This window comes from Paenibacillus sp. GCM10023252 (assembly GCF_042653305.1).
GTDB lineage: Bacteria > Bacillota > Bacilli > Paenibacillales > Paenibacillaceae > Pristimantibacillus.
Genome location: NZ_JBHSHW010000037.1, coordinates 89,657 through 102,672 on the forward strand (window position 1 = coordinate 89,657; position 13,016 = coordinate 102,672).

Annotated in this window: 6 protein-coding genes; 3 read left to right on the plus strand and 3 right to left on the minus strand. The window is 53.6% G+C overall.

The window, feature by feature from the left end; translation table 11 throughout:
* The first annotated feature begins 34 nt into the window (after window positions 1-34).
* Together ACFO9Q_RS21030 and ACFO9Q_RS21035 are read left to right on the plus strand one after the other, a co-directional pair.
* Window positions 35-4,048, plus strand: coding sequence for a carbohydrate binding domain-containing protein (locus ACFO9Q_RS21030; protein WP_379185539.1), 4,014 nt, complete (start codon window positions 35-37; stop codon window positions 4,046-4,048).
* A 167-nt stretch (window positions 4,049-4,215) separates the two neighbouring features.
* The gene (locus ACFO9Q_RS21035) at window positions 4,216-6,816 is read left to right on the plus strand and encodes a glycoside hydrolase family 3 N-terminal domain-containing protein (protein ID WP_379185540.1); all 2,601 of its coding nucleotides are present in this window, start codon (window positions 4,216-4,218) and stop codon (window positions 6,814-6,816) included.
* A gap of 108 nt (window positions 6,817-6,924) precedes the next feature.
* On the opposite strand, the gene ACFO9Q_RS21040 is transcribed toward ACFO9Q_RS21035, so the two are convergent.
* The 3 genes from ACFO9Q_RS21040 to ACFO9Q_RS21050 all read right to left on the minus strand — a co-directional run bounded on the left by ACFO9Q_RS21040 (window position 6,925) and on the right by ACFO9Q_RS21050 (window position 11,191).
* Window positions 6,925-7,368, minus strand: a complete 444-nt coding sequence (locus ACFO9Q_RS21040) for a Dps family protein (RefSeq protein WP_379185541.1) — start codon at window positions 7,366-7,368, stop codon at window positions 6,925-6,927.
* A gap of 820 nt (window positions 7,369-8,188) precedes the next feature.
* Window positions 8,189-10,156, minus strand: coding sequence for a glycoside hydrolase family 15 protein (locus ACFO9Q_RS21045; RefSeq protein WP_379185542.1), 1,968 nt, complete (start codon window positions 10,154-10,156; stop codon window positions 8,189-8,191).
* Between the two features lie 6 nt (window positions 10,157-10,162).
* A complete protein-coding gene (locus tag ACFO9Q_RS21050) occupies window positions 10,163-11,191 on the minus strand; it encodes a LacI family DNA-binding transcriptional regulator (RefSeq protein WP_379185543.1) in 1,029 nt (342 codons plus the stop codon).
* 523 nt (window positions 11,192-11,714) lie between these two features.
* On the opposite strand from ACFO9Q_RS21050, the gene ACFO9Q_RS21055 reads away from it, so the two are divergent.
* Window positions 11,715-13,007, plus strand: a complete 1,293-nt coding sequence (locus ACFO9Q_RS21055) for a sugar ABC transporter substrate-binding protein (RefSeq protein WP_379185544.1) — start codon at window positions 11,715-11,717, stop codon at window positions 13,005-13,007.
* The last annotated feature ends 9 nt before the right edge of the window (window positions 13,008-13,016 follow it).

Genomic DNA, 13,016 nt, shown 5'->3' on the forward strand with positions numbered 1-13,016 from the left:
GAGCAGCACAACCATTCACAAGGGAGATGAAATAATGATCAAACGCATGACCGCAGCAATCCTACTGGCAGCCATGCTTCTCACCCTGATTACACAAGGCTTAACTCCTGCTCGTGTACAGGCAAATGGAAGCGGATTCACGAATTACATTACCCGTACCGGAGACAAGCTGATGGATGGCGGGAGCGAATTCCGCTTCATCTCATGGAACGTGCCAAGCCTTATTATTAATGAAGATCCGACGCTCCATGTAACAACGGCATGGGAGATGGAGGATGCAATTCGATCTGTGGCTCAGATGGGCGGACAGGTCATTCGGATTATGCACTTCACGGTTAAGAAGTCGCCAACGGATACCGCGAAGCGGTTCATCTATGGCAGGGACGGCAGCGGCAACATGCAGTATGACGAGGAGCTGTTCCAGACGCTCGACAAGGCGCTGCAGCTGTGCAACCAATATGGGATCCGGCTCATTATTCCGTTCACGAATGATGTTGAAGGCTTCGGGGGCCGGGCGGCCTTCGCGAATCTCCGGGGGAAGACAGCGGATGAATTCTACACGGACACGACAGTTATTAGCGACTTCAAGGAAGTCATGAACACGATTATGAACCGCACGAACACCTATACGAGCGTGAAGTACAAGGACGATAAGGCGATCCTTGCTTGGGAGACTGGCAATGAGCTGCATGCTCCAGATGCTTGGATCAGCGATATTGCGGCCTACTTCCAGTCTGTGAACACGAATCAGCTGCTGATGGACGGCAACTGGGGCACGCTCAGCCAAGCGTCCATTAATAATCCGGATGTAGACATTATGTCGAACCACTATTACTCCAATACGAATCTGGCAGGGACAGTGGATGCAGAGCGAGCGCTGACGATTGGCAAGAAGCCGCTCATCGTTGGTGAGATTGGGCTGACCGCTACACTCAATATGAGCAAGATGTTCGATCGTGTCATTCAGAATGGTACTTCCGGAGCGATGATCTGGAGTCTGCGATTCCACAACAAGGACGGGGGCTACTACCAGCATCGGGAGAACTCGAGCTATTATGCTTATCATTATCCTATCTCCTCTGAAGCGACCGGCTACCCGATTACGAATGACCAAGCCAAGGTTGTCGAGATGATGATTAACAAGGCTTACGCGATTCGCGGAATGGCCGTACCTGCCCCGCCGATTCCGGATGCGCCAACCTTGCTGCCTATCAGCTCTGTGCAGAAGATCAGCTGGCAGGGAAGCACGGGTGCAGAGAGCTATGATATTGAACGGGCTGCCGATACAGCTGGTCCATGGTCAGTGGTGGCCGTGGATGTACTGGATGTGAATAATCCTTATGAGCCGTTCAATGACCGCTCTGCCATTGGCGGGTCCAGCTATTACTACCGGGTCGTTGCCCAAAATGTATCAGGACGCTCCTCCTACTCGAATGTAGTCGGTCCTGTGTCAGCGCCAATCAGCAGCTCAGCGAACTTGACTGCCAATGGCGAATTCGAGCTTGGCAGCTATGGCTGGACACTGGATGCCGGAGCATTCACATTGACATCGTCCGACAAGCAAGCAGGGCAATACTCGCTTAAGACGGCTAATCTGGGTGCAGGGAAGAGTGCGAAGCATACCGCAGCTGTAAGGCAGAAGACGAATTATGCCTTGTCCGTCTTCGCGAAGACAGCTGCCGGCGGCGCAGCATCCATCAAGGTAACGGATGCAAGCGGGAATACGCTCGGCATCGCAGGGACAACGGATGCATCGAATGTGCAGGCAACCACAGCCAATGGAGTGTGGACCGAATACACGGTCCGCTTCAACAGCGGGTCGAACAGCAGCGTCATCGTGCAGCTGATGGACAACTCTACTGCCGCATCGACCTTCTTCGATGAGGTAGAGCTCCGCCAACAGCCGAACTATGCGATGAATGGCGGCTTCGAGTATGGCAGCAGCGGATGGAATCTCGGCACAAGCGGGGCAGCGGTTGTCACAACGGATGCAAAGTCAGGAACTTCCTCGCTGAAGACAGCAGGTGCAGGCAGCTACAAGGGAGTCACCCAGACGCTGACTGTACTGCCCAATACGAACTACGTCCTAAGCTTCTATGCCAAGGGACAGAATCCTAGGGTGAAGGTAACCAGCGATGGAGGCCTTGCTAACACGCTGACCAATGGGGTGTATACGGTGTCTCCAACGGCTTGGACACCCGTCTCGATTCCATTCAATTCCGGGGCGTTCAGCACCCTGTACCTGACTCTCTATGAAGGCAGCACACCGACGGTCACCTATATCGATGATATTCAGCTTATTCAGAATCCGATTCTGACCACGAACAGCGGCTTCGAGTCTGGAAGCCTGGCATGGACGCTTGGAGGCGGAGCTTCCGTCGTGACGACGGAGAAGTACGCGGGAACGAGCTCTCTGAAGACAGGCGGAGCAGGTAACTATGTCTATTCCTCACAGAACATTACGGTTCAGTCCGGCGGCCAGTATACCATCTCCCTGTATGCCAAGGGACAGGGCGGTCGCTACAAGGTAACGAGCAGTGATCTTAGCAAGACTCTATTGGATATTGCGATACCGGCCAGCCCAGACTGGACGCTTCATACGAAGGAGTTCAGCAGCGGAAGCTATACGTCGCTGAAGGTATTGTTGACGGAGCCAGGATCTGCGGCAACCACTTACTTCGATGAGGTGGAAGTGAGAGAGAAGCCGGAGATTGCCGTGGATACCAATCAGGTGAAGAATGGCAGCTTGGAGACGGGCATAGCTTTTCCATGGACACTCTCGCCATCCTTCGCTCTATCAAGCGCAGACAAGAGGCTCGGACTGGGCTCGCTTAAGCTGACAGGAACGGGCGGGGGTGGCACAGCGGCTCAGACGGTAACGGTGGTTCCGAACAAGGACTACACCTTAACCTTCTACTCTAAGACGGTTAGCGGGACTATGGGGTATAAGATCCAGAGCGGCTCTGCAGCGCTGACTTCCGGCACGAGCAAGAGCGGAGCGGGCTGGCAGCGGAATACGATCGACTTCAACAGCGGCACTCATACTTCGGTTGAGGTAGTGTTGGAGGATACAGGGGGTAGCCTGTACGTGGATGACTTCGTGCTGGACTTCAAGGTTCCGATTGATCCTAGAGTGTACAACTGGTTCGTCGACAACTTCGAGGTATATGGGGGAAGTGTTGATCCGAATGCGGCGCTCACATCAGCTTGGGCACGTAATGGGGGAGGCGGAACCATTACGACCACTCTCGATACCGTGAATAAGAGCGAGGGCTCCAGCGGAATGAAGTACCAATATGACTTCGCCGGGAAGACTTATGCCGGGGCCGCGATTGGTCTCGGGAAGAACTGGTACGAATACGCTGGCGTCAGCTTCTGGATGAAGCCGGACAACTCCGGCAATACGTTGACGGTTCAATTCTCAGATGCTTCAGGCTACGGTTGGGAGAAAAACATCACGCTAACCGGAACCTCACCGCAGCTGGTAACGATACCATTCAATCAGTTCCAGCTGGCCGCTTGGGTAGCGGACCGCAACGCGGTGCTCGATCTCAGCACGATAACAAGCTTCGCATTCTATGTAGGACAGACCTCAGGCGCACCTGCAGCAGGAACGCTGTACTTCGATGATATTAAGGCCTACGAGCTGGTTAACTTGATTCAGAACCCCGGCTTCGAATCAGGGGCGACAGGGTGGACGCTGCAGACGGGCTTCACGATCTCAGGGGATAGTGTAAGTGCCGGAAGCCAGGCTGCCAAGCTGGTAGCTGGAGGGGTATACCGCAATCTGTATCAGACCGTAACGGTAGAGCCCAATACGAGCTATACCCTCACCCTGCGGTCCAATTCGGGCAGAGCGAATACGTTCAAGGTCATGAATACAGCATGGAGTGCGATTGCTCTAGGGAACACGACAGGGAACCAGACCTGGACGACCTACAGCCTCACCTTCAACAGCGGCAGTTTAACCTCTGTTGTTGTAGCTGTCACGGGGACGGGAACGGAGACCAGCTACTTTGATGACTTCTCGTTAACGAAGAACGAATAGAGACCATTTACCTTGAAGCCCCCTTGCTTAGGCGAGGGGGCTTGTTTATTTTTTTGCTAGGGGAATGGTCATTATTCTGTTAAGAGAGTAGCCCTGACCGTTAGTTCTCTACGGCTCGATTCCCTTATGCTAGATTCATAAGCTAGGGAGAGGGAAGTGGAAGGATCATGAGCTATATCTATCAAGATGCCGCGAGACAACCGGAGGAGAGAACAGAGGATCTGCTAGGCCGTATGACGCTGGGGGAGAAGATTAAGCAGCTGCAGTGCTTATTCATTCACGAGATGCTGGAGCAGGAGGACCCGATCGGGGAAGACGGGCTGGGAGGGTTCGCCTTCGAGCGGATCATTATGCCCTATACGATCAAGGAAGAGGCCGAGATCATTAACCGCTTGCAGAGGAGCTGCGTGGAGGGGACGAGGCTCGGCATTCCAGCCCTTATTCATGCAGAGGCTCTTCATGGCTTGACGCTTCGCGAGGGAACCTCCTTCCCGCAGGCAATCGGACTGGGGGCAACGTGGGATCCGGAGCTCATGGGAGAAGTGTCGGCAGCGATTGCGGCCGAATCTAAGGTGAGAGGCATCCGCCAAGTGCTGTCGCCAACAGTTGACCTCGCTCGTGACGTGAGATGGGGGCGGGTGGAGGAGACCTATGGAGAGGATCCGTACCTTGTCTCTCGGATGGCGGTAGAATTCTGCAAGAGCTTCGAGCGTACAGGCATTGTTACGACGCCTAAGCACTTCGTAGCGAACAGCGGTGACGGCGGACGAGACAGCCATCCCGTCTATTATTCGGAGCGGATGCTGCGCAAGGTGTACTTCAAGCCTTATGAGGCTTGCATTAGGGAAGCCGGCTCCCAGTCGATCATGGCTTCCTACAATGCGCTGGATGGACAGCCGAGCGGGTTGAACCACTGGCTGCTCACGAAGGTGCTCCGGGAGGAGTGGGGCTTCGAAGGGTTCGTCGTGACCGATTACGGCTTAATGATTAAGGCGCTTAAGCAGCATGCGGCTGCGGAGGATCTGATGGGTATTGCGGTGAAGTCGATCTCAGCCGGGATGGATCGAGAGATTCCGGCGATGAGCGATACGAGCGGCTTCACGAAGCTGATGGAGGCGGTCCAGACAGGCAAGGTGTCTGAGGAGACGATCGACACAGCTGTGCGGCGAGTGCTGCTGGCGAAGTTCCGCATCGGCTTGTTCGAGCAGCCCTATGCCCTTCCTGATGATATTGTAGAGGTGACTGGAAGCAGGCGGCATCGCGAGATAGCTAGGAAGGCAGCGGAGAAGAGCTTGGTGCTGCTGCGGAATGTGAATGATGTGCTCCCTCTGGGGGCTGGCCATAAGGTGAAGAAGCTTGCGGTCATGGGAGCGATAGCGGATAAGCCGAAGCTTGGCGGGTACAGCAGCTGGGGCAATGAGATCATCTCGATCCTGCAGGGTCTGAGAGAGGGCGCGCCTGCGGGAACGGAGATTCATCATGTGCAGGCAGGTGTAGAGAGCTTGGGCGAGGATGAGCTGGCCTTGTCACTTATCCCGGTGGAATGTCTGGAATGTGTTGTGGACGATCGGGTAGAGCAGGGAATGACCGGCCGCTATATCGACTCGCAGACACTGAGCGGTCAGCCTGTCGTCATTCGCAATGACGGAAGTGTCGCGTTCAACTGGGGGAGCAGCCAGCCGGCGGAACATCCGAAGCTGGAGGATGGCAAGCCGTACTCTATCGAGTGGCGCGGTCACCTGGTTCCGCCGGAGAGCGGACTGTACAAGCTCGGTGTGACGGCTAATGGTGGAGCGCGCTTGTATCTCGACGGCGAGCTCCTTATCGACCGGTGGGAGGATGCCTTATCCGGTACGCAGATTGTCGCTTGTGATCTCGAGCAGGGCAAGCGTTATTCGCTGACCGTGCAATATCATTCCTCTGGCGGAGATGCGCATATTCGGCTCGGCTGGAATCGGGGCACGAATCCTGAAGAGGGCGTTCAGCTTCTGCGTCAGCAGCTGGATGGAATGGACGCGGTTGTCATTGTGGCAGGCATTACAGAGGGAGAGGGTATGGACAGGGCTAATCTGAATCTGCCTGTCTCGATGGAGAGGCTGATTCAGAATGTGGCTGGACTGGGCCTTCCGGTTATTGTCGTGGTTAGTGCAGGCAGTGCCGTCACGATGCGGAACTGGGTGAATGCGGCTGATGCTATCTTATATGCCTGGTACCCTGGACTGGAGGGCGGACATGCCATCGCGGATGTTCTATTCGGAGAGGTGAATCCTGGCGGGCGACTTCCGGTTACTTTTCCACAGGATGTGGCGCAGGCCCCTCTCTATTACAATGCTGAACCATCCGGCCGCAGGAACGGCTATGTGGACATGACGGAGAACCCTCAATTCCCATTCGGCTACGGTCTCAGCTATACCAGCTTCTCCTACAGCGAGGCTAAGCTGTCCAGGGATGTGATAGGGCCGATGGATTCGGTTACGGTGACCGTTGAGGTGACGAACACGGGAGATCGGGACGGAGATGAGGTCGTTCAGCTCTATGTGCGGGACAAGGTGGCGAGCTATGCGACTCCTCTCAAGTCGCTGCAGGACTTCAAGCGGATTACTCTGCGAGCTGGCCAGTCAGCGGAGGTTGTGCTTGAGCTGACGCCGGATAAGCTTGCGATACTTGGTGCGGATATGAAGCCAGTCGTAGAGCCTGGGGAGTTCCTGGTTATGGTTGGGGCATCGTGTGAGGATATACGGATTACAGCGATCTTGCGCGTGGAGTAGTGGAAGAGCCTCACCCGAATGCTTAATTGCGAGCATTTGGGTGAGGCTCTTCTTTTGAGATGATGATAAGGTTCAGCAGGGAGCTCCTCCCTTACCGTGCAAGATTACTTACTTCCCGTTGAAGGCGCTTAGCATCCACACATGCTTCTCAAGAGTGGTATGGATAGCAAGCAGCATATCAGCTGTCGTCTCATCGCCTTGTTCTTGAGCCGCTTCCATGCCTTCCTTCAGTTCCCCAATGACCGTTGTGAAGTCAGCAATAAGCACGTTAACCATCTCGGTGGCGTCTTCGCTGCCGCTTGCTTCCTTCACCGTTGCCGTAGACAGATATTCCTTCATCGTAGCGATTGGCTTACCTTGGATGGCCAGCAGGCGCTCCGCCAATTCATCTACATGCAGCGCTGCTTCCTCGTAGAATTCCTGGAACTTCACATGCAGCGTGAAAAACTGCGTCCCCTTCACATACCAATGGTAGTTGTGCAGCTTAATATACAGCAGACTCCAGTTCGCGATTTGGCGGTTAAGTATCGTGTGTATCGTTGATTTGCTCATGTGATCGACATCCTTTCCAAGGGTAGTGTGTACGGAACAGTGGCTGATGATACTTACGATCACCTTATTTAAACTTATTCCTTTTTTATAATTATTATAAATAACTGTCTATTTGTCAAGTGGGATTAAGGTAGGTTGATGCCTCACCTTCATGCTCCCATTGACGTCTCACCCTTTCTGCGCTGTTGAGTCCCCACTAACCTATTCCTGCTTCGTGAGTTCCTGCTGACAGTCTCTAACGGGCAAGAAGCCAAGAAGCCCGTCGGTGGGTTAAGCTGTACGGGCAAGAAGCCCGTAATAAATGGTTTTAGGAGTGGGGTTTGCGGTTGCTCTAAACGGGCAGCTAGCCCGTTACAAAGGGGTTGGAGCGAGAGAACCGCAGGTTCTCAATGCTCTGCTCTTGCCGTTCCTTTCCCCCTTCCCCTCGCCAGTGGGGTTTCTCTAAGTCTTTTTTGACAGGGGCTGTTCCCTTAATGAGCGAAGTGAAGTGCAGTGAAGTGCAGTGAAGTGCAGTGCAGTGCAGTGCAGTGCAGTGCAGTGCAGTGGAGATAGGAGGGAGGTGAGGAAGAGGTGGGGGGTGGAGCTTAAGGAGCATCGCGTCCGCCTTTGCAAGTCGTGTTCCTACAGCATAGCTGTAATTCGAAGGAACACGACTTGGAACAGCGGCCTTAAGCCCACTCCCCACCGGCCCCGAGCCCCCGACCTATCTCCCACGCAACGCAACGCCATGCAACGCCATGCAGCGCAACGAAGCCCCGCGCAGCGAATACCAAAAGGGACTGCCCCAAGTCAATCAGACTTGAGACAGCCCCACACTCCCTTACTTCTTGGCAGCAGCCAGCATGAACACACACAGCACGTACATCGCATGCGACCAAGTGAGCGGCACGACCCATGCGGTCTCGCCGGTTACCTTGTCGATCTGCTCCGGCAGCAGGCCGGTCTCGGTGCGATGCTTCAGCACCCACTCCAGATGCTTCTCGGCTGCAGCGATATCGCCGGTCTGAATCCGATAGTGGGCGAGCCACATCGTCGTCAGTATCCACGGATTGCCGCCTGCGTAGATGTCATCCTCATAGCGAAGGATGCCGCCTACGCCAGGAACCGTCAGCAGCCGCTCTACGGTATCGGCTGTACGCTTCATGTAGTCGTGGTCCGCAGGAACAGCACCGAACGGCACGGCGATGCCGAGCAAGCTAATATCGACAATCGGGTCATGCTCCAGCACATACTTCGTGTAGCCCTTCAGCCCAGGAACAGCTGAGCCAGACTTCCCTGCAGCAATCGCTGCTTCATACTTCTCTTGGTTGACGGTCAGCTTGAGCGCACGGTAGAAGGAATCTCCTTCTTCATTCCAGCCCTTCTCAAGCAGGCTCTTGGCGATGCGGTCCGCGATGGCCGACCACTCCGCAGCGAGGTCCTCGCGGCCCATCAAGCGAGCGAACGCAGCAGCCGCGGTCATCCCGCCGTATACGGCGGCAGCCGAGTAGGTATGCTCCGCTTCGCGCTCTTCCCACAAGTCATTGCTAGGCAATGGCAGCCCCGTCTCCTCGTCGAGGTACGCAGCCAAGTATACCGCGCCGCGCTCCACCGCCGGCCATACACGCTCTGCGAACGCACGGTCATTCCGCTCGTAGTAGTGCTCCCACATCCCCCAGATGATGGATGCGCCTTCGTCGATCTGCAAGCCCCATGATGGAGCAAGGCTGCCATCATGATAATGGCGCTGCTGCCAGGAGCCGTCCGGCGACTGAGCGGTCAGCGTCCAGTCGTAGAAGCGGTCGGACAGCTCGCTTAGGCCGGCCTTGTTAAGTGCGGTCGTAATGAACGCCGCGTCCCGTCCCCAGCAATAGGAGTATCCGCCGCACTTCTCGTAGTGCTCGTCGAATTCCGGAGCCGCAACGATCGTACCGGTTGCTTCGTCCGACATGAGCTTGAACATGAGGAGGGAGCGGTCATACAGCTCTGCTATCTCTTCGCCTTCAAGAGGACAAGGGGTAGCAGCTGCCAAGTATTGATGCCAGTAAGCCGCTGTCTCGCCATGCCAATCGGCAGCCGTACGCTGCTTGGCCACCGCCATCTCCAGCAAGACGCTCTGCTCATCATGCCCAGCCGTAATGTACAGCGGGATGGAGACCGTAGAGCCAGGCTCCAGTCCTTCCACCCGATACACGAGCGCACCATCTGGCTTCATGTCAATGACAGCCCCGTTCAGCTCACCCGTCTGAGCCGCTGCCCAAGATTGGCCGGATTGGAATTTTGTGCACACGTTTGCACTGGAAAGCGCAAAAAAGTACTTATGACGGAAATGAACCAAAGCATCCTGATCAACATTGAAGGTTGTGGTGTTGTAATAAGGATTCTCCGTAATCAGGAACGAGGAATACACGATGAATTCGAATGATACAGCGGAAGACCCGGTGTTCTTGAAGTCATATTCACGAACGAGAATAGACTGTCCGGGAACCGCATAATGACGGCTGTCTACTGCAACCGGACACTGAGCTGACGACGCCTTAACACCGAGAATATTCGTCCGCTTCTCATAAGCGACTTCATGCTGCCAGCCGTCTTCCTCTCCATCGAACCAGCTGACGGAAGCCTGACCATCCAGCTTAAGACCAGTAAGCATCTCATCCATATGCTGGGGGAAGTCAATATTCGGCCACCATAGGCGGTACATTCTGCCGGTACGGCCTAGGGAGGCGAGGAACTTCGAGTTGCCGATAATTCCGTCTACCAGGTAAGGCTTGGCTGTGTTCGCATTCACAATGCTCTTGCTGTTCATAGTTGCTTAACTCCTTCTAGTTGAGGCTTGGATAGAGGAATCCCGGACAATCAGTCGATGAGGAATGACAATCCTCTTCTGATGAACCGGTTCTCCTTGAATAAGGCGAATTAACGTCTGAGAGGCCGTATAGCCAAGCTGATACGTACCGATATCAATGGAGGTGATAGGCGGTGTAGCCAGTTCAGACAGCGCAATGTTATTGAAGCTGACGATCGAGATATCTTCAGGAACCTTGTAGCTAAGCTCGGTCAAGCCGCGCAGCACGCCGAAGGCGACAACGTCGTCAATGACGACAAGGGCGGTAGGGCGTTCAGGCAAGCTCATGAAAAAAGACATCGCCCGATAGCCGCTCTCCTGCAGGAATTCTCCTTCGACGATCCATTCGGTCCGCATCTCTAGGTCGGCATCTCGAAGTGCCTTGACGTAGCCTTCCATGCGATCATTGGATACCGTCAGATTAGGCGGTCCGCTGACGAAGCCAATTCTCTTATGCCCTTGGGCAATGAGATGCTGAGTGGCATCATAAGCGGCTTGTACATTGTCGTTGTCCACAGACAGGAAGTCTGGATGCATATTCGGTCTGCCGATGAGCACGCTTGGAATAGATTGTTCCCCGAGGAAGCTGATGAGAGGGTCGCTGACTCGTGAAGACAGCAGAATGACTCCGTCGACTCTGCGTCCCATAACCAATCTTGAGATCGTCTCGTGTTCCGTATGTTCAGAAGTAGCTGCAGTGAGCAGCATATCGTATCCGGCACGAGTGGATTGCGTTAAGATTCCTCTTAGTAGTTCCCCGAAGAAGAAGTCTTGAAACAACTCCTCAGCAGGTCTAGGAAGCATAATCGCAAGCGTATTCGTCGTTTTAGACACCAGGCTCTTCGCCATCACGTTAGGGTGGTAGCCCATCTCATCCATAATTTGTTTTACTTTGCGTGAGGTTTCCTTACTAATTCTAGAGTGTCCGGAGACGACTCGAGATACGGTAGATGGGGATACTCCGGCAACTTTTGCAACATCCTTAATGGTGACCATAGCTTACTAACCCCCGTGACCATACAATCATTGAATCATCCTCATGTTAAATCAACGCTAATGTAAAGTAAATATATATCTAAGCACACAATGGCAACAAATGACGAAAGACTACGCAAATGGAAGATAAGGCGAGGATTGCGTGAGATAACTTGCAAATTTCCGCTATTTTTAAGTTGTGCAAACGTTTTTCCTAAATGGGGGTCGTGTTGTATGATGAACCGAGGAATAGAACGCTTACACATCAGTCACCTGTCCATTCTCCTCTGAACAGCATGGGATACAGCGCTTTCATAGGGTTTGAGTGCACCTATCTGATCAAACGTTTGCGCAGACAACGCCCAGCATGGTTTAATAGTTAGAGTCGCGCGTCTGTATATTGTTTGGCAGATTGTTGCATTTTATGAGAATAGGCGGACTAGGATTGCTTAAGACAGCCTTCTGTTCGAAGTAACGATGCACCACAGCAAGATTAGCAAGGACAGCACTACCATTAAGACAACTTGGAAGGGGATCTCCACAAATGAAGAAATTGCTTGTTATGTCCTTAGTCCTCGCTCTGTTCGTGATCGCGGCATGCGGAGGCGGCAACAACAACGCTCCTGAGAACACTGGCAACAATGGCGGCAACAATGCAGGCGCTGATAACGCGACTGCTGAAGATGTAACTCCTGAGAAGGGCGCATCCCTGCTCGTATGGGAATCCAAGGAAGAGCGTCCATTCGTAGAAGCGATTGCGAAGGAATTCACTGCGAAGTATGGCATTGAAGTGAAGTTCGAAGAGGTTGGAGCGGCTGACCAAGTTCAGAAGCTGACAACAGACGGTCCTGCCGGTCTAGCTGCTGACGTAGTCGTGTTCCCGCACGATAACCTTGGTAAGGCAGTTACCGCTGGCCTAGTTCTTCCGAATGACTTCTATGAAGAGCAAGCGAAGAGTGAGAATGCGGAGAACGCAGTTACCGCTGTTACTTATGACGGCGCACTGTACGGCTACCCGCGCTCCATTGAGACTTACGCTCTGTTCTATAACAAGGCATTAATCAAGGAAGCTCCTAAGACATTCGAGGAAGTGCTTGATTTCGCCAAAACTTACAATGATCCTAAGAAAAATAAATACACCCTGATGTGGGATGTAGGTAACTTCTACTTCAACTACCCGTTCATCGGCACAACAGGCGGTTATGTATATGGCGACGAAGGACAGAACAAAGACGATATCGGTCTGAACAACGATGGCGCAATTGAAGGTCTGAAGTTCTTCTCTTCCCTGAAGAGCAGCCTGCTTCCACTGAAGTCTGGCGATGTAACGTATGACATTAAGAAAGGTCTATTCACTGGCGGCACGCTGGCGATGGATATTAACGGTCCTTGGACAATCGGTGACTACAAAGCAGCTAACATCGACTTCGGTGTAGCCCCAATCCCTAGCATCAACGGCAAGCCTTCTACATCCTTCTCCGGCGTTAAGGCTTGGTACGTGAACACGTATTCCAAGTATCCGCAGGCAGCTCGCCTGTTCGCTCGCTTCGCTTCCACGAAGGCTGCACAACTGAAGGACTTCGAATTGACTGGTGCAATTCCAGCTAACACAGAAGCTACTGAAGATGCAGCGGTTAAGGATAATGCAGTCGTACAAGGGTTCGTTCAGCAGTTCAACCAATCTACACCAATGCCATCTATCCCTGAGATGGGCAACGTATGGACGCCAATCGGCGCAGCGTTCTCCGATGTATGGAATGCTGGCAAGGATCCGAAGGCAGCTCTTGACAATGCCGTTCAACAGATCAAGGATGCTAACGGCAGCGCAGGCAAATAATAGTTAGAA